The organism is Kitasatospora sp. MBT63 (assembly GCF_000710465.2).
Classification (GTDB): Bacteria; Actinomycetota; Actinomycetes; order Streptomycetales; family Streptomycetaceae; genus Kitasatospora.
Map to the genome: position 1 here is coordinate 1 of NZ_JAIZ01000356.1, position 16,721 is coordinate 16,721.

Consider the following 16,721-nt stretch of genomic DNA (forward strand, 5'->3'; position numbering starts at 1 on the left):
GCCCGCGAACCGCCCGGCCCGGCGGCGCGGCCGGCGCGGCCCGGCGGCGTCCGCCCTGGTCTGGATCCGCAGCCGGATCTCCGCACCGCCGAGCCCGGCCGAGCGGCCGAGTGCGACGTCGCCGCCGGTGTCCTCGGCGAGCTTGCGGGCGATGTCCAGGCCGAGACCGGTGGAGCCGTCGCCGCCGTGGCCGGTGCCGCGCTGGATCGCGGTGTCGGGGTCGGCGAAGCCCGGGCCGGCGTCGCCGACCAGGACGATCACCGAGTCGGGGGTGGCGGCCAGGTCGACCGAGAAGGCGGTGCCGATCGTGGTGTGCCGGAAGACGTTGCCGAGCAGTGCGTCCACGGCCGCGGCCAGGTCACCGCGCTGCACCGGGACCAGGACCGAGCCCTCGGCGCCGGCCAGCTGCCAGGGGCGGCCCTCGTCCTCGGCGAGCGCGGACCAGAAGCCGACCCGTTCTCGGATCACCTCGACGGCGTCGCAGCCGAGCGTGACGGCGGGTGCGTCGTCGGGGGCGCGCCGGGCGGAGCGGATGATCTGGTCGACCTCGCGCTCGAGTTGGGAGACGGCGTGCCGGGTCGCGTCGGCGGCGTCGCCGTCGCCGAGCGAGGCGGCGTTGAGCCGGAGCACGGTGAGCGGGGTGCGCAGGCGGTGCGAGAGGTCGGCGGCGAGTTCGCGTTCGGCGGCGAGCAGGTGGACGACCCGGTCGGCCATCGCGTTGAAGGCCAGGCCGGCCTCGCGCAGTTCCTCGGGCGCGCCCGCGCCCGGCCGGCCGTCGACGGGGTACCGGACGGCCAGGTTGCCCGCGCCCAGCGAGCGGGCCGCGCCGGCCAGCCGGCGGGCGGAGGTGACGATCCGGGCGCCCATCCGGTCGGCCACCAGGACCGAGATGGCGACCAGCGCGAGGGCGACCAGGGTGAGCACCAGCCAGGCGGTGGTGACGCCGCGGGTGAGGTCGCCGTCGGCGACGTGCACCTCGACCACCGCGATCCGTCCGCCGTCGACAGCGACCGGCTGGAGCAGGGCGAAGCCGCCGGGCACGGCGACCGTGTACGAGCGGCCCTGCTTCTCCACGGCGGCGAGGCCGGCGGGGTCGGCCCGGCCGGTGCCGACCGCGGTGCCGTCCGGGAGGTGGACGGCGAGCCGGTCCCGGGCGCCGGCGTCGGTGGAGGCGAGCGCCCGGGCGATGGCGTCCTGGTCGGTGGTGATCGCGAGGGCCGGACCGAGGGCGGCGGCCTGGCGTTCCGCCGCGGTGAATGCCCGGTCCCGGGCGGTCTGCTGGACCATCAGGCCGAGTGGGATCAGGAAGGCCAGCGCCACCATGGTGGTGCCGGCCACCGCCGCCTTGATCATGGCCCAGCGCAGCGAGCGGGTGAACCGCCTCATGTCGCGGCGCCTGCGGACCCGCCCGGTGCCTCCAGCCTGACCCCGACCCCGCGCACGGTGTGCAGGTAGCGGGGGCTGGAGGCGGTCTCGCCGAGCTTGCGGCGCAGCCAGGACAGGTGGACGTCGATGGTCTGGTCGCCGCCGTAGGTCTGCCGCCAGACCTCGGCCAGGATCTCCTTGCGCGGGACCACCACGCCGGGCCGGGCGGCGAGGAAGGCCAGCAGGTCGAACTCGCGCCGGGTGAGGTCGAGCGCCCGGCCGTCCAGGACGGCCTCGCGGCGCTGCGGGTCGATGGCGAGCCCGCCGACCCGCAGGACCTGCGGGGTGGCGACCCCGCCGCCGCCGAGGCGGCGCAGTACGGCGGCCATCCGGGCCGTCAGGTGTTCGGCGGAGAAGGGTTTCACCAGGTAGTCGTCGGCGCCGTCGTTGAGCAGCCGGACGATCTCGGCCTCGTCGTCCCGGGCGGTGGAGATGATCACCGGCACGTTGGTGACGCCCCGGATCATCTTGAGCGCCTCGCTGCCGTCCAGGTCGGGCAGGCCGAGATCGAGGATCACCAGGTCACAGCCGACCTGGGAGACCTCGCGCAGCGCCTCCAGCGCGGTGCCGACGCTGCGCACGGCATGGCCCGACTCGGAGAGGTGCCGGATGAGGGCGGAGCGGACAAAGGGGTCGTCCTCGACCACGAGCACTGTTGCCATGGCCCTGCACGGTACGGCATCCGCCTCGATTGGTCTGTACCTCGGGTCCCGATCACGGGCCTGACGAGGGGTGGGGACGGGCCGTCAGACCGCGGGCCGGCCACGCCGGGGGCCGCGGCGGCGGTGCTTTCCGCAGGCTCTCTGCCGAATTGTCCGGCCCGCCGACCTGCGCTCGACCGGGATGCGGCAGGATGGGCGCGCGATGCGGAGCGGACTGGTACAACTCGGCGCCTGGACGGCGGCCACCGGGGCAGCGGTGGCGCTGTCCTGGTTCGGCGTGCACGCGGTGCTGACGGACGCGGTCTCCGACCGGCCGAAGGCCGTGCCGCTGCCCTCCCCCGCGGCCCCGCCGCCGGTGACCGTCGAGTCGATCGCCCCGGCGACGTCCGGCTCCGCCCCACCCTCACCGAGCGCAAGCACGAGCACGAGTACGGGCGCGGGCGCAGGTTCCGGTACGGGCGGGCCCGCCGACCCGAGCCGGGCGCCGTCGCGGCGGCCGAGCCCGAGCAGTTCGGTGCACAGCTATCTGGTGCCGGGCGGCCGGGTGGCGCTGGACATCCGGGCGGACCGGGCCGAGCTGGTCTCGGCGACCCCGGACGCGGGCTGGCAGATGCAGGTGTGGAACGGCGACCACTGGATGCGGATCGACTTCTCCCATCCCGAGGGCACCAGCTCGGTCTTCGTGACCTGGAACGGCCATCCGCCGGCCGTCCAGACCGTCCCCGCACCGTAGGTGACGTCCGCTCAGCCGAGGAGCGAGGTGGTCGGCGGGCGAAGCCGGTCCGGGACCGGGGTGAAGCCGGGCAGGTACGGGCCGCGGTAGCGGGTGCGGTCGACCAGGGTGTGCCGGGCAGCGCCGGCGGTGGCGATCACCGCGAGCACCACGGTGCCCTGGCGGTCGGTGAGTTCGTACGGTTCGGCGATCGGGGCGGCGCCCCGGTCGACCGCGTAGTCGAAGGCGGCGTAGGCGTCGGGGACCCGCAGGGCGAGGTCGACGATGCCCTCCCCGTAGCGGGCCAGGTGGTCGGCGATCAGGCGGCCGTGGCCGGTGAGCACCTGGACCACGGAGGTGAGCACGTAGCGGGCGGGCCCGGTCTCGAAGACGTAGGCGCAGGTCTCCGGGTTGCCGTTCTCCGGTCCCGAGTAGGCGGTACATCGCATCGCCAGGGTGGCCGAGTAGTAGTGCGCGGCCTTCCTGGCGTCGTGCACCGCGAGGACCACGGAGTCGGGGCCGGTGATCGGACGGAAGTCGTCGGCGGGTTCCTGGGTCAGCGGTGCGGCGGAGATCTCGGTCAAGGCGCTCCTCCCCGGTCGGCCCCGCGGCGCGGTGTGGGGGTCCGGGCGCGGGGTGTGGAGGGAGACTGGCCCTCGGCGGATCGATGCGCAACTGTTCCGATTCATCCTGGGCAAGGTGCGCGCCGGCACCCGAAAATGGCGGCAGCAGCTGGACAGTTTGCCCACCGGACGGAGCCCCCGTGCACTCCCCCAACGACGCGATCGACGCGCTCGACGGAAAGTTGATCAGACTTCTCAGCGAGGAGCCCCGGATCGGCGTCCTGGAGTGCTCCCGCCGGCTCCAGGTGGCCCGCGGCACCGTGCAGGCCCGGCTGGACCGGCTGCAGGCGCGCGGCGTGATCGGCGGTTTCGGCCCGCAGGTCGACCCGGCGGCGCTCGGCTACCCGGTGACGGCCTTCGCCACCCTGGAGATCTCCCAGGGCCAGGGCGCGGACGTGCGGGCGCACCTGGTGGCCGTGCCGGAGGTGCTGGAGCTGCACACCATCACCGGGCAGGGGGACATGCTGGTGCGGATCGTCGCCCGGTCCAACGCGGATCTGCAGCGGGTGATCGACCGGGTGGTGGGCTTCGACGGGATCGTCCGGGCCTCCACCGCCATCGCACTGGAGAACCCGGTGCCGTACCGGGTGCTGCCGCTGGTCGAGCAGGCGTCCCGGGAGTAGCGCCGGGACCCGCCGGGGCGGCGGCGCTCAGCAGGCCGGGACGTCGCCGCCGTTCTTCAGCGCCTTCAGGGCCGCCACCGACTCGTCGATGGTGGTCACCGGGACCAGCCGCAGGCCGTCCGGGAGGTTGACCTTGGCGTCCTTGCACTCCTGGGCGGGCAGCAGGAAGACGGTCGCGCCGTCCCGCGCGGCGGCCTGGGTCTTCAGCGGCACGCCGCCGACCGCGCCGATCCGGCCCTGGTCGTCGACGGTGCCGGTGCCGGCCACGGTCCGGCCGCCGGTGAGGTCACCGCCGGCGCCGTCGCCGGAGAGCTTGTCGATGATCCCGAGGGTGAGCATCTGGCCGGCGCTCGGGCCGCCGATGTCACCGAGGTCGACGCCGACCTTGACCTGCCCGGGCGGCAGGTGCAGGTAGTTCAGGGCGGCCGCGGTGGCGGCGTCCTGGGACTCGGTCATCTGGCGGGTGGTCTCCTGCACCGCGTCGGCCGGGTCGGGCTCCGGGTAGACCAGCGAGGTGGGCAGGACCGCCTCGTCGTTCTCGAGCCAGCCGTTCAGGGCCTGCCGGAGGCTGATCCGCTCGCCCGCGTTGGTCGCCGAGATGGTGGTGGCCCGCAACTGGCCCTCGGTGGCCCTGGTGGGTGCGCCGGTGATCGTGATCACCGTCCGGCCCTGGTACGAGCCGAGGGTGTCGGCGGTGACTCCGGGCTGGGTCAGCGTGAACGGCAGCGGCGCGAACGCGGCCACCGCGAACAGCGCGACGACCAGCGCGCCGCACAGGCCGAGCGCGCGGGTCCTCGGGGCGGTGAGGGCCGGGGGAATCTTCACAGGGGACACACCTTCACGGGGGACACACCCCGCATCAAAACACACCCGGCCCGTCCCCCGGGCGCTACCTCAGTGCGTCGGCGACCTCGGTGGCCGCCTCCACCACCCGCGGACCGACCCGTTCCGGCACCAGGCCGTTGAGCATCACCACGCCCACGCTGCCCTCGATGCCGCTCAGCCCGAGCAGCGCGGCCGCGGCACCACTGGCGCCGGACTGCTCCTCCGCGTGGGTGACGACGAAGCCGAGCTCGGGCCGGCGCTGGCTGGGGAAGGACCGGGCCTCCAGGATCGCCCGGCCGGCCGCGCTCTCGCTGAGCGGGTGCCGCAGGCCGGTCCGGTAGGCGACGTGGAAGTCGGTCCAGGTCGGCTCGACCACGGCCACCGCCAGCGCCTCGCTGCCGTCGACCAGGGTGAGGTGCGCGGTGGCGCCCAGGTCCTCGGCGAGGCTGCGCAGCGCGGGCAGCGCGGCCTCGCGCAGCAGCGGGTGCACCCGGTGGGCCAGCCGCAGTACGCCGAGGCCGACCCTGGCCCGGCCGCCGATGTCGCGGCGGACCAGTCCGTGCTGCTCCAGGGTGGCCAGCAGGCGGTAGACCACGGTCCGGTTGACCGCGAGCCGGGCGGCCAGTTCGGTCACGGTCAGCCCGCGTTCGGAGTCGGAGAGAAGTTTCAGTACCCGGACACCTCTGTCCAGGGTTTGGGATGTCTCAGCAGTCACGACGCGCAATTCCTTTCCGCGGCGGTCACCGGTCCGACGTACTGCCGCACCGGGACGGAGGTGTCGCGCGCGAGTGGGTGTCCGCGCTGGAGCCACGTCCCGGCGCCATTGCCGGGCGGGGACTCTGCGGTGCTCTGCCCGGGTCGTGGTGGTCGGTTCGAGAGAGCGTGGGGGGAAAAGTAGTGAACGCGGGGCTGCCTAGGGAAGGCCTTGTCCAAAATCCGATCCGGATCGTCGCGCTACCGAGATGAAACTCCGGGCAAACCGCCCGATAAACCCCGGCCGTACCGCTCTCCTGTTCGAGTACGCTCCGGAGTCCGGACACCGTGGAATGTCATCGACCGCTTTTCGGAGGCCGCGTACGGGTCCTGCCGGCCGGCCTCGGCGGGAACGGCGAATGCCCGGCGGCTCGCAGCCGCCGGGCGTGGTCAACCATCGAACGGGGGCAGCCCCCGCGGTCCGCTCAGGAGGCGGTCGCCCACTCCCTGATCTTGGCGATCCTGGCCTTCAGCTGGTTGGCGGTCGCCTGCGCGGTGAGCGGCCCGCCGCACTGGCGGCGCAGCTCGTTGTGGACGGTGCCGTGCGGCTGGCTGGTGCGGTGGTGCCAGGCCGCGACCAGCGCGTTCAGCTCCTTGCGCAGCTCGCGCAGTTCCTGGTGGGTGACCACCGGGCGCTGCTCGGCCGGGAGTTCGATCAGGTCGGCCTCCTCGGCGGGCTTGGCCTTGGAGCGCTGGATCTGCCGGTGCTGGCGCTTCTGCAGCAGCATCTGGACCTGGTCCGGCTCCAGCAGGCCCGGGATGCCGAGGTAGTCCTCCTCCTCCTCGCTGCCCGGGTGCGCCTGCATGCCGAATTCCATGGCGTTGTACAGCACCCGGTCGAAGACCGCGTCGGAGCCGAGCGCCTCGTAGGAGAACTCCTCGCCGCCGGCCGTGTCCGGGCCGTCGTTGGCCTTCTCGGCCTCGGCGAGCAGCCGGTCCTCCTCGTCGAAGAGTCCCTCGCCCTCCTTCTTCGGCCGGTCCAGCACGTGGTCGCGCTGGACCTCCATCTCGTTGGCGAAGCCGAGCAGCATCGGGATGGTGGGCAGGAAGACCGACGCGGTCTCGCCGCGCTTGCGGGCCCGGACGAAGCGGCCGACCGCCTGCGCGAAGAACAGCGGGGTGGAGATCGAGGTGGCGTAGACGCCGACGGCCAGCCGGGGCACGTCGACGCCCTCGGAGACCATCCGGACCGCGACCATCCAGCGGGAGTCGCCCGCCGCGTAGTCGGAGATCCGCTTGGACGCCTCGGCCTCGTCGGAGAGGACCAGGGTCGGCTTCTCGCCGGTGAGTTCGCGCAGGATCTTGGCGTAGGCGCGGGCCACGTTCTGGTCGGTGGCGATCACCAGGCCGCCGGCGTCCGGGATGGCCTTGCGGACCTCGGTGAGCCGCCGGTCGGCGGCGCTCAGCACGTTCGGGATCCACTCGCCCTGCGGCGCCAGCGCGGTCCGCCACGCCTGGGCGATCAGGTCCTTGGTCATCGGCTCGCCGAGCCGGGCCTCCAGCTCGTCGCCGGCCTTGGTGCGCCAGCGCATGTTGCCGCTGTAGGAGAGGAAGATCACCGGCCGCACCACGTGGTCGGCCAGCGCGTGCCCGTAGCCGTAGGTGTAGTCGGCGACCGACTTGCGGATGCCGTCGCCGCCGGCCTCGTACTGGACGAACGGGATCGGGTTGGTGTCCGAGCGGAACGGCGTCCCGGTCAGCGCGAGCCGCCGGGTGGCCGGCTCGAAGGCCTCGGCGCAGGCCTCGCCCCAGGACTTGGAGTCACCGGCGTGGTGGATCTCGTCCATGATCACGAGGGTCTTGCGGGCCTCGGTCCGGTTGCGGTGCAGCATCGGGTTGACGCCCACGCCCGCATAGGTGACCACGATGCCGTGGTACTCCTTCGACAGCGGACCCGAGGAGTAGGCCGGGTCCAGCTTGATGCCTATCCGGGCCGCGGCCTCCGCCCACTGCTTCTTCAGGTGCTCGGTCGGGGCGACCACGGTGACCTGCTGCACCAGGTGGTTGTGCAGCAGGTACGAGGCGAGGGTCAGGGCGAAGGTGGTCTTTCCCGCGCCCGGGGTGGCGACCGCGAGGAAGTCCCGCGGCTGCTTCTCGATGTACTTGTCCAGCGCGCCCTGCTGCCAGGCCCGCAGCTTGCCGGCCGTACCCCAGGGGGCACGGCCGGGGAAGGCCGGGGACAGGTGCGACGCTGCGTTGGTGCCGGCCGGACGGCTGGGGCTGTGCTGATCGGCGTGCGAGAACAGAGGGGACATCGGGGAGGCGGCAGTACTCACGGTCTCCGGAGGGGGTCGTCGCAGGTCAGGGCTGGTGTCAGCGCCCGGCCCGCGGTCGGTCGGCGGTCGTACAACCCGCCCAGCCTACCGGCCCGCGGGCCTCAGGCGGCCTCGGCACGCTCGTACAACCGCCGCAGCCGCAGGGCGATCTCGGTCACGTCGGCCAGTTCCCCGGACGCCACCTCGACCACCAGCCGGTACGCCTCCTGCTGGTCCACCGCGGCCATGTCGAGGCCGTGCAGGTCCAGGAAGACCACCGTGCTCATCCAGGCCGTCCGCTTGTTGCCGTCCACGAACGGGTGGTTTCCGGCCAGCGCGTGCAGCAGGGCCGCGGCCTTGCCGAAGCGGCCCTCGAACGCCTCCACACCGAACATCTCCGACCGCGGCCGGTGCGCCGCCGAGGCCAGCAGCCCCATCTCGCGCACCCCCATCTCACGGCCCTGGCAGGCGAAGGCGGACAGCTCCAGCACGTCCGGCACGTCCAGGTACCTCATTCGCCCAGCCTCCGCAGCAGGTCGGCGTGGCAGGCCGCGTACTTGGCGCCGAGCCTGCGCACCTGCTCGCGGTGGCGCGGCTCGTCCGCCTCGGCCGCCGGGCGCGGCTGCGGGAGCGGCGCGGCGGGGTGCTGGGGTCGGGGGTCCATCCCGCGATGGTAGAAGCCCGGACGATCATCACGACAGCGCTTTTCGGCCGCGCCACCCCCGGCCGGCCGGGTGAAGTTCGCACCATCCGACCTGGTTTCTCGCGGGATCCGGTTTGATGTGACCCGGATCACACCAGAAACGGCGAAAAGCCGCGTAACGCCTACCGCCCTCCGTACTCCTACTTCAACGGAGCCGCACTCGCCCCACGCGTCACGCGGCCCACACGGATCCCATCGGGAGGAAGTCACATGTCCGGTATGCCGGCAGTCGTGGAGCAGGTCGTCCAGGCCCGCCTGATCATCAGCGCCGGGCGCTCCGCCCGGCTGCAGGTCACCCTGCGGTACCGCGCGGACGACCCCCTCGCCGTCCGGATGGTCTTCCCGGTGGAGTACGCGCTGGACGGCACGGACGAGGAGCCCGGGCCGGCCGACGCCGCCGCGGCCGGGGTCGAGTGGGTCTTCGCCCGCCGTCTGCTGGCCGGCGGGCTGGAGGAGCCGTCCGGGCTCGGCGACGTCCACGTGCGGCCCGTCCCCGAGCGCGGGACGGTGGTCGAGCTGCGGGCCCCCGAAGGCGTCGCCGTGCTCCGCTTCACCACCGCAGACCTGCGGCGCTTCCTGTGGCGCAGCCACCTGGCCGTCCCCGAGGACCAGGAGTCCCGCTACCTGGACCCGGACCGCGAGCTGGCCGAACTGCTGGGCCACCTGGGCTGACCGGAGCCGACCGGGGTCCGTACGCCCGGGCCCTGGCCTGGGCCGCCACCGTCCGACGGCGGCTCAGGCGGAGAGCCGGCGCATCAGCCGTACGCCCTGGGCGGGCGTCAGGTGCGGCAGGTAGGCCTTGCCGATCGCCCGGGTGATGCTGCCCAGCGCGGCCGGGTCGGGGTACACCATGTACATCGGCCGGTACTCCGGCTGGAACTTCGCCTTGAAGGCAAGCAGCGAGCGGAAGCCGTAGACCGGCTCCAGCGTCTTGCCGATCCAGTCGAGCATCCGCTGCAGCGCCGTCGGCGGCTCACCGCGGTCCGAGCGGGCCAGCGGGGCACCGGAGAGGCTGAGGAACTCGGCGCCCTCCTCCTTGAACCCCAGCGCCGCCGAGGCGATCAGAAACTCCATCACCCCGCGGAAGCCCTCGCTGCGCCGCCGCATGAAGTCCAGCGTCCAGCCGACCGGCGCCCCGTCCCGGTAGACCGGCATCCAGCTGGTCAGGCCGTGCACGGTGCGCTCCGCGTCCACCGCGACCAGCATCCGCACCGCCGGGTCGGAGAGTTCGGGCAGGCCGCCGAGGGTGAAGCCCATCTCCGGCAGCCCCTTGTCGGAGACCCACTCCTCGGAGATCGCCTGGATCTGGTCCCGGATCGCGATCGGGGCGTCGTGGTAGGTCCACCACTCGGCGGTGATGCCCTGCTTCCCCGCCTTGTTCAGCGAGGTCCTGATGTCCTGCCACTTCTTCCCGGTGAAGGCCAGGTCGGGCAGCGCCACCACGGTGTCCTCGGCGACCTGCAGCGAGCGCCAGCCGAGCTCCTCGGCGGCCGCCAGGGTCTGCGGGGTGACGCTGTAGAAGCAGGGCGTCCAGCCGCGCGAGTCGCAGTAGCGGGCGAAGCCCGCCACCGCCGCCCGCCGGGCCTGCGGCTCGCCGAACGGGTCCCCGGTGGTGAGCGCGACGGTTGCGATCACCCGGTACGGCACGGCCGCCCGGCCCCCGTCGTCGAACCAGTAGTGGTTGCCGTCCCAGGTGGAGATGAACGAGAGCGTCGAGCCGCCGTGCGCCGTCAGCAGCTCCCGGGCCCGGGCGGCGTCCTCGGCCCCGGTGTGCACCACCGGCCGCCGGAACGCCAGCACCAGCGCGACCAGGGTGATCAGCCAGAACACCACCCCGCAGTAGATCTCCAGCGCCTGCGCGGTCCCCCCGACCGCGATCGGGTAGCCCGGCAGCAGCGCGTTGTACGAGGGCGGCAGCAGCTCCGCGGGCAGCCCGGCGAACAGCCCCGCCAGGGTCGCCTTCGGCTCGTACTGGCCGCGCACCAGCCAGCCGATGCCGACGTACGCGCCGCAGCACAGCACCAGCGCACCGCCCACCACGGCCGCCAGCCGGACCATGTCCCGGCGCGGCAGCAGCTGGTCGAAGCTGCGCCGGGTGACCCACTGCAGCACCAGCAGCGCGACCGGCAGCAGCAGCGCCTCGCCGACCAGTTCGAACAGCAGCCCGACGCCGCCGTCCTTCGCGAAGTCGTCGTAGTTGTCGGACAGCAGCCAGGCCAGCACCCCGACCCAGGCCACCTCGGTGATCACGGTGATCCACCAGGCCAGCCGCAGCCCGCGGCGCAGCCCCTCGGCGAGCACCAGCAGCAGCACCGGGACGAGGGCGGCCATCAGCCGTCCCGGGGAGTCGAAGAACCGCTGCACGGAGTGCGCCCGGGCGCAGTCCACCGGCGAGTCGGCGCAGGCGTCGGCGATCTCCGCGGAGGAGGGGACGTGCGAGAAGTAGAGGTCGCCGACGGTGTTGAACGGGCCGATGGCGTCCTGGTAGAGCGAGGCGACCAGCGGCCCGATCGCGGCCGCGGCCAGGCAGAGCGCGACCAGCACCCGGGTCTCGGTGTACGAGGCGCGGTGCGGACGGGTCGGCCGGTGCCGGTACAGCAGTGCGCCGGTGACCAGCCCGACCAGCGCCCCGGCCAGCCGCTGGACGCTCTGCAGGTGGCCGACGTACAGCATCAGCACCAGCGGGACGAGCACCGTCAGCAGCCGCAGCCGGCGCCGCCACAGCACGCTGAGGCGGTAGCTGAGCACGGCGGCCAGCGCGAACAGGCCGATCGCCGGGCCGACCGCGATCTGCCGCTGGATCTCCTGCATCCAGCCGAGGTCGGCGGCGACCCCGAGCCGGACCACCGCGGTCCCCAGCAGGGTGCCCAGCACCTGCCCGAGCACCAGCACCGCGGCGGCCCGCGCGCTGGACAGCCGCCGCTCGGCGAACGGCCCGAGCACCGCCAGCAGCAGGCTGGTCACCACGTACGAGCCGATGCCCGAGCACCACAGCAGCGAGCTGAACGGGGTCCACCAGTGCCCGGCCTCCAGGCTCGGGATGCCGACGCCGACCCGGATCAGCAGGCCGGGGCGCGGCCCGGCGCCGAGGCTGCCGGTGGCGGCGCCGACCACCCACAGCGCGGCCAGCAGCGCCAGCGTCAGCGGGGCGGAGCGCAGCTGCGCGGCGTACGGGCGCAGCGCGCGCAGCCGGCGCTGCCAGCCCTGTTCGGCGCGCGGGGTGACGGGGGCGGCGTCGGTGTCGGTGTCGGTCATCGGGTGAGTCCTGTCTGCTGGGCAACCCAGGGGATGTACCGGGCCAGGCCGAGGTGGAAGGCGCTCCAGTTGTGGCCGCCGGGGACGGTCTCGAAGGTGGTCCGCATCCCGGACCGGACGGCGGCGGCGTGGATCACCTGCTGCTGCGGGCCGAACTCCCCGTCCGAGGCGCCGACCAGGAAGAGCGCGGCGGTGTCGGGGAAGCTCCGGCGGGCCATCACATGGACCGGGTCGACGGCGTCGAAGGCCGCCTCGTCGCCGCCGAAGGCGGTCCGGACGGTCAGTTCGTGGCTGCCCAGGGTGGGTTCCTGCTGTCCGGACATGTCCAGGAAGGTGCCGAAGACCTGGGGTGCGTTGACGGCCAGCTGCAGGGCACAGGTGCCGCCGAAGGAGATCCCGCCGGCCGAGAGCGCGCCGCGGCCGGTGGCGGTCTGCAGGTGGGTGTGGATCCAGTCGGGGACGTCGACGGCCAGGTAGGTCTGGGCGTTGGCGATCCGGGAGTCCATGCAGAGGGTGTTGCCGAGGGTGGAGCCGATCGGGTCGGCGACCACGACGACCGGGGCGAGGCCCTGGTGGGCGGCGGCGAAGTCGTCCAGGACCTGCTGCAGCCCGCCCGAGTTCACCCAGTCCGCGGGGCCGCCGGGCTGGCCGCCCATCAGCAGGACCACCGGCAGCAGCGGTCGCGGCGAGGTGAGGTAGGCGGGCGGCAGGTAGACGTACGCGTCGCGGGCCTTGAACCCGGAGCGGGTGCCGGGGATGGTGACGGAGGAGAGGGTGCCCCGGGCGGGCATCCCGGCGGGGGGCCGCCAGACCTCGGAGAGGGTCCGGCCGGGCGGGGCGGTGACGGTGACGGGCTCCCGGCCGGTGGCCAGCGCCTCGGTCCGCGGGGCGAGCATGGCGCGCAGCGTCGGGTACTGGGCGTAGTGCCGGTTGACCTGGTTGGCCGCCATCGCCACCACCAGCGCGGCGGCGACCAGCGCGGCGGCCCGGCCGGGCCAGCGCAGCGCGGGCAGCCGGAAGGCGGCCAGCGTGAGGCCGAGCACTGCGACGCCGATCCAGACCGTGACGGTGCGCGGCAGCCGGTCCGGGAACGGCCGCCACCAGTGGTCGACCGCGTACACCAGCAGGACGGTGAGCGCGGCGGCGAGCAGGACGGCGCCCGGCAGCAGCCGGCTCCACCAGCGCGGGGAGGTGGACACGGCGAGCCCGAGCAGGGCGCCGGACCCGGCCGCCAGCAGCGCGTACGGCACCGGGCCGTGCAGCAGCGACCAGTCGAGCGGGTTCCATGCCGCGAGCGGCCGGGTCATCTCGGTCCTCCCGTCCGGTCGGGTCATCCGCGCAGGGTGCGGATCAGGTGGGCGTAGACGACGACGTTGCCGTCGTAGCCGTTCTCGCGGGTGAAGCCGCCGCCGCAGGTGATCAGGCGCAGCTGGGCGTCGCCGGTCGGGTCGTAGACCTTGCGGTCGGGGAAGTCCTTCTTCGGGTACACCTCCACGCCGTCGACGGCGAAGTAGGCGGTCGAGCGGTCGGCCCGGGCGATCTCCAGCTGGTCCCCCTTGTGCAGGGTGCCGAGCCGGTAGAAGACGGCGGGCCCGTCCAGGGTGTCGACGTGTCCGGCGACGATCGAGGCGCCGCGCTGGCCGGGGGTGGCGCCGCCCCGGTACCAGCCGGCCAGGTTGCGGTCGTCGTCCGGCGGCGGCCGCAGGGTTCCCCCGGCGTCGAGGTCGAGCGGGGTGAAGGGGGCGTCGACGCCGATCGCGGGGATCCGCAGCCGGGTGGGCTCGGAGCGCGGCAGCGGCGGTACCACCGGTCCGGCGACCGCCCGGCCGTCGAAGGCCTGGTCGGCGCCGGGCCCCGGCGGCAGTCCGGTGCCGCCGTGCTGCACCATCCAGGCGCCCAGCACGAGCGCGGTCCCGGCGGCGAGTGTGCCGGGCCACGGGCTCCTGGTCTGCTGCCCGCCCACCTGTGCTCCCCTCGGTCGGTCCGCCCGTGCCGTGCGGCGCTGCCCGGTGCCCGGTTCACCGGGCCGGCTCCGTGCGCCCGCGTCGCAGCGAGCCGACGCTGGGCAGCCGGGGCCGGGTCAGGAAGCCCTCGGCGGCCGCGTTGGCGATGGCGATGGCCGGCAGTTCGGAGGACTTCTCGTAGAGCAGGTACCGGGGCTCCCAGTCGGGCTGGTACTTGGCGTTGGCCCGGTACAGCGACTCCAGCTGCCACCAGCGGGAGAGGAACCGCAGCACGCCCCGCAGCAGCCGCAGCACCGGGCCGGCGCCGATCCTGCCGCCGTGCTCGAAGACGTACCGGAACATGGCGAAGTTCAGCGAGATCCGGGCGACCTCCGGGTCGCCCGCCGCGGAGCGCTGGAGCAGTTCCGCGATCAGGTACTCCACCAGGCCGTTGTCGGACTCCCGGTCACGGCGCATCAGGTCCAGCGACAGGCCGTGCGCGCCCCAGGGGACGAAGCTGAGCAGGGCGCAGGTGCGGTCGTTCTCGTCCCGGCACTCGGCCATCAGGCAGTCGCCGTCGGCGGGGTCGCCGAGGCGGCCGAGCGCCATCGAGAAGCCGCGTTCGGTGCGGCCGTGCCGCCAGGCGTCGGCGAGGCGGACCAGTTCGGCCAGTTCGGCCTCGGGGATGTCCCGGTGGCGGCGGATGACGGCCCGGTAGCCGGCCTTGCGGACCCGGTTGCAGGTCTGTCGCAGGGTCCGCATCGAGCGGCCCTCCAGGGTGAAGCCGGCCGTCTCGACCAGCGCCTCGTCGCCGAACTCCAGCGCCTTGAGCCCGGCCACCCGGGCGTACGCCGTGCCGGCCTGTTCGCCGACGCCGGTGACGGCGGGCACCCAGGCGTGCCGGCGGACCTCCTTCCACCACCCTTCGATCGCCTGCGGCCAGGCCTCGGGGTCGCCGATCGGGTCGCCGGAGGCCAGCGCGACGCCGTTGACGACCCGGTAGAGGACGGCGGCCTTGGCCGAGGGCGACCAGCAGACCGACTTGTCGCGCCGCAGCGCGAAGTAGCCGAGCGAGTCGCGGGCGCCGTGCCGCTCCAGCAGGGCGCGCAGCTTCAGCTCGTCCTCGGGTTCCAGCAGGCGGCGCCCGCGCGGGGAGCGCAGCAGCGCGCGCAGGGCGAACAGCAGCAGCGCGGCGCCGAACAGGTTGATCCCGAGGTCGACCCAGCCGGGGACGTCGACGTCGGCGTACTCGACGATGCTGGACAGGGTGACCAGGCGGAGCAGCACGTAGACGGTGCTGTCGCCCCAGTCGGGCGGGGTGCCGGAGTAGGTGAGCCGGACCACGGCGGCGCCGAGCACGGTGAGCACGGCCCCGCCGAGCACCAGGACGGCCAGCGCCAGCGCGATGTTGCGGCGCTCTCCCCTGGCCCGGAAGGCGTCCCTGGCCAGCACCAGGTCGACCAGCAGGGCGGAGGTGAGCGCGGCCGAGACCCAGTTGAAGGGGTGCTGGTGGTAGGTCCGGTAGGTCAGTGCGATCAGGAAGACGCCCGCGTAGACGGTGACCACGACGGTGGTGACCAGCCAGGCGGCCCGCTTGCGGCGGCGCAGCATGACCGCGAGCAGCCCGGCGAACAGGGCCGAGCTGAAGCCCGCGGTGACCAGCACCGGGGTGAAGAACTCGCCGGTGTTGGCGTGCTTGATCTGGGCCCGGAACGGTGCGATCACCCCGGCCAGCAGGCAGAGCAGCGCGGCGATCCGGACGTACCACTCGGCTCCGGTGGCGCAGCGCCGGCGCCAGGGGGCGACCGGCTCCGCCTCGCGGAACTCGCGTTCGGGTGGCGGGATGACCGGTGGCGCGGGCCGGTCCTGCTGCTCGGAGGCGTTGGGGGCGCCGGCCACGAAGTTGTAGGCGGCCGTGCGGTAGGTGGTGATCCGGCCGTGGATCCGCGCCTCGCGGCGTTCGGCGCGGGCCAGCCGCTTGGGCCGGGAGCGGTAGCGCCAGCGCGCCCAGGGGCTCTGCGGGCGGGCCAGCCGGATGGCGCCGACCAGGGCGAGCGGGGAGAGCATCACACCGAGCAGGCCGGTCCACAGCTTGCCCTTGAGCAGGGTGATCACGACCAGCAGCAGCAGGATCGCGGCGCCGACCAGCTGGCCGACGGTCAGGTGCCCCTTGAAGCCGCCGAACGGGAGTTCGCCCAGCAGTAGCAGGCCGATCACGGCGACCGCCATGATCACCGCGTCCACCGACTTGCGGCCCTGCTCCTCCCAGTAGACGTCCTCCAGGTGGAGCACCAGCGCGAACTCGTCCAGCACCAGGCCGGCGCCGATCCCGAAGCCGAAGCCGAGCCAGTTCCAGGCCTGGCCGCCGTCGCCGCGGATCGCGAAGGCGGAGACGCCGCAGACCAGCATGGTGGCCTGGCCGAAGACCACGTGGTGGATGTGCAGGCCGCCGGGGCTGACGTTGCCCGGCCACCAGGTGGTGCCGCGGCGGATCATCCGGACGCTGAACCGGATGAAGAGGAAGGAGAGGATCAGTCCGACCAGCAGCAGGAAGAGCGGTTCGCGGCCGGAGTCCACGATCCGCTCCCGGTAGGTGTCGGTCACCCACTGCCACATCGATGGACGCACCTCCGGCGAAGCAGGGCACCGCACTGCCCCGGCTGAACGGCTGGCTCCATCTGACGACGGTTCAGCCGGCGGCTGCCACCCGGCGGACCTGCGGATGCGCCGAACGGATGAGCCTGTTCCCGGCGCCCGGGCGATGACGCGCGCCACTCGCCCCGCCTACCCGCCCCCCGCGTTCGGCCGTGCCATGCTGTGGCCCGGTTCGCCCCCCGGTGACACTGATGCGATTGTCGGACTGTCCGTCAGTACGAATCATCGGCGCCGCTACCAGGACACCCACCCCCTGCGAACGGATGTGACCATGGAAGCCCTCCCCC

15 protein-coding genes are annotated in these 16,721 nt (G+C 73.7%); 3 read left to right on the forward strand and 12 right to left on the reverse strand.

Features of this window, described 5'->3' with window-relative positions:
• Both AA75_RS20895 and AA75_RS20900 read right to left on the reverse strand, forming a co-directional pair.
• The coding region (locus tag AA75_RS20895) for a HAMP domain-containing sensor histidine kinase (protein WP_033821686.1) at nt 1-1,365 on the reverse strand (1,365 nt) is incomplete at its 3' end.
• Nucleotides 1,366-1,382: 17 nt separating this feature from the next.
• Nucleotides 1,383-2,087: a response regulator transcription factor gene (locus AA75_RS20900; protein WP_082526693.1), complete on the reverse strand. Its 705-nt coding sequence runs from the start codon at nt 2,085-2,087 to the stop codon at nt 1,383-1,385.
• 202 nt (nt 2,088-2,289) lie between these two features.
• Between AA75_RS20900 and AA75_RS20905 the strand changes: the two genes are divergently transcribed.
• Nucleotides 2,290-2,820, forward strand: coding sequence for a hypothetical protein (locus AA75_RS20905; RefSeq protein ID WP_033821677.1), 531 nt, complete (start codon nt 2,290-2,292; stop codon nt 2,818-2,820).
• 11 nt (nt 2,821-2,831) lie between these two features.
• Here the strand turns inward: AA75_RS20905 and AA75_RS20910 are convergent, their stop codons facing one another.
• Nucleotides 2,832-3,383, reverse strand: a complete 552-nt coding sequence (locus AA75_RS20910) for a VOC family protein (RefSeq protein WP_051812922.1) — start codon at nt 3,381-3,383, stop codon at nt 2,832-2,834.
• Between the two features lie 179 nt (nt 3,384-3,562).
• Here AA75_RS20910 and AA75_RS20915 point away from each other — a divergent pair, with 179 nt between their 5' ends.
• Nucleotides 3,563-4,045, forward strand: coding sequence for an Lrp/AsnC family transcriptional regulator (locus AA75_RS20915; protein ID WP_033821678.1), 483 nt, complete (start codon nt 3,563-3,565; stop codon nt 4,043-4,045).
• A 27-nt stretch (nt 4,046-4,072) separates the two neighbouring features.
• On the opposite strand, the gene AA75_RS20920 is transcribed toward AA75_RS20915, so the two are convergent.
• The 5 genes from AA75_RS20920 to AA75_RS52195 form a co-directional block, all read right to left on the reverse strand.
• Nucleotides 4,073-4,864, reverse strand: coding sequence for a S16 family serine protease (locus tag AA75_RS20920; RefSeq protein WP_033821688.1), 792 nt, complete (start codon nt 4,862-4,864; stop codon nt 4,073-4,075).
• Nucleotides 4,865-4,934: 70 nt separating this feature from the next.
• Nucleotides 4,935-5,585 carry an IclR family transcriptional regulator gene (locus AA75_RS20925; RefSeq protein ID WP_033821679.1) on the reverse strand — a complete coding sequence of 217 codons (651 nt, stop codon included), beginning with the start codon at nt 5,583-5,585 and terminating at the stop codon, nt 4,935-4,937.
• Between the two features lie 463 nt (nt 5,586-6,048).
• Nucleotides 6,049-7,878: a DEAD/DEAH box helicase gene (locus tag AA75_RS20930; protein ID WP_051812923.1), complete on the reverse strand. Its 1,830-nt coding sequence runs from the start codon at nt 7,876-7,878 to the stop codon at nt 6,049-6,051.
• A gap of 122 nt (nt 7,879-8,000) precedes the next feature.
• Nucleotides 8,001-8,393: a type II toxin-antitoxin system death-on-curing family toxin gene (locus tag AA75_RS20935; RefSeq protein WP_033821680.1), complete on the reverse strand. Its 393-nt coding sequence runs from the start codon at nt 8,391-8,393 to the stop codon at nt 8,001-8,003.
• Nucleotides 8,390-8,542, reverse strand: a complete 153-nt coding sequence (locus AA75_RS52195) for a hypothetical protein (protein ID WP_233289118.1) — start codon at nt 8,540-8,542, stop codon at nt 8,390-8,392. Before AA75_RS52195 ends, AA75_RS20935 begins: the two co-directional genes overlap by 4 nt.
• Before the next feature lie 249 nt (nt 8,543-8,791).
• On the opposite strand from AA75_RS52195, the gene AA75_RS20940 reads away from it, so the two are divergent.
• Nucleotides 8,792-9,253, forward strand: coding sequence for an SsgA family sporulation/cell division regulator (locus AA75_RS20940; RefSeq protein WP_051812925.1), 462 nt, complete (start codon nt 8,792-8,794; stop codon nt 9,251-9,253).
• A gap of 63 nt (nt 9,254-9,316) precedes the next feature.
• Here AA75_RS20940 and AA75_RS20945 read toward each other — a convergent pair whose 3' ends face one another.
• From AA75_RS20945 to AA75_RS20960, 4 genes are all read right to left on the reverse strand, one after another.
• Nucleotides 9,317-11,836: a DUF2156 domain-containing protein gene (locus AA75_RS20945; protein ID WP_051812927.1), complete on the reverse strand. Its 2,520-nt coding sequence runs from the start codon at nt 11,834-11,836 to the stop codon at nt 9,317-9,319.
• Complete coding sequence (locus tag AA75_RS20950; RefSeq protein WP_149038281.1) at nt 11,833-13,170, reverse strand: esterase family protein; 1,338 nt, start codon at nt 13,168-13,170, stop codon at nt 11,833-11,835. Before AA75_RS20950 ends, AA75_RS20945 begins: the two co-directional genes overlap by 4 nt.
• Complete coding sequence (locus tag AA75_RS20955; protein WP_082526697.1) at nt 13,167-13,724, reverse strand: class F sortase; 558 nt, start codon at nt 13,722-13,724, stop codon at nt 13,167-13,169. The genes AA75_RS20950 and AA75_RS20955 overlap by 4 nt, the downstream gene beginning before the upstream one ends.
• 130 nt (nt 13,725-13,854) lie before the next feature.
• Nucleotides 13,855-16,395: a phosphatidylglycerol lysyltransferase domain-containing protein gene (locus tag AA75_RS20960; protein ID WP_051812931.1), complete on the reverse strand. Its 2,541-nt coding sequence runs from the start codon at nt 16,393-16,395 to the stop codon at nt 13,855-13,857.
• Nucleotides 16,396-16,721: the final 326 nt, after the last annotated feature.

Coding starts and splice junctions, on each gene's coding strand:
- AA75_RS20900 (WP_082526693.1), bottom strand. CDS start 2,087: ATGGCAACAGTGCTCGTGGTCGAGGACGACCCCTTTGTCCGCTCCGCC.
- AA75_RS20905 (WP_033821677.1), top strand. CDS start 2,290: ATGCGGAGCGGACTGGTACAACTCGGCGCCTGGACGGCGGCCACCGGG.
- AA75_RS20930 (WP_051812923.1), bottom strand. CDS start 7,878: ATGTCCCCTCTGTTCTCGCACGCCGATCAGCACAGCCCCAGCCGTCCG.
- AA75_RS20935 (WP_033821680.1), bottom strand. CDS start 8,393: ATGAGGTACCTGGACGTGCCGGACGTGCTGGAGCTGTCCGCCTTCGCC.
- AA75_RS52195 (WP_233289118.1), bottom strand. CDS start 8,542: ATGGACCCCCGACCCCAGCACCCCGCCGCGCCGCTCCCGCAGCCGCGC.
- AA75_RS20940 (WP_051812925.1), top strand. CDS start 8,792: ATGTCCGGTATGCCGGCAGTCGTGGAGCAGGTCGTCCAGGCCCGCCTG.
- AA75_RS20945 (WP_051812927.1), bottom strand. CDS start 11,836: ATGACCGACACCGACACCGACGCCGCCCCCGTCACCCCGCGCGCCGAA.
- AA75_RS20950 (WP_149038281.1), bottom strand. CDS start 13,170: ATGACCCGACCGGACGGGAGGACCGAGATGACCCGGCCGCTCGCGGCA.
- AA75_RS20955 (WP_082526697.1), bottom strand. CDS start 13,724: ATGGTGCAGCACGGCGGCACCGGACTGCCGCCGGGGCCCGGCGCCGAC.
- AA75_RS20960 (WP_051812931.1), bottom strand. CDS start 16,395: ATGTGGCAGTGGGTGACCGACACCTACCGGGAGCGGATCGTGGACTCC.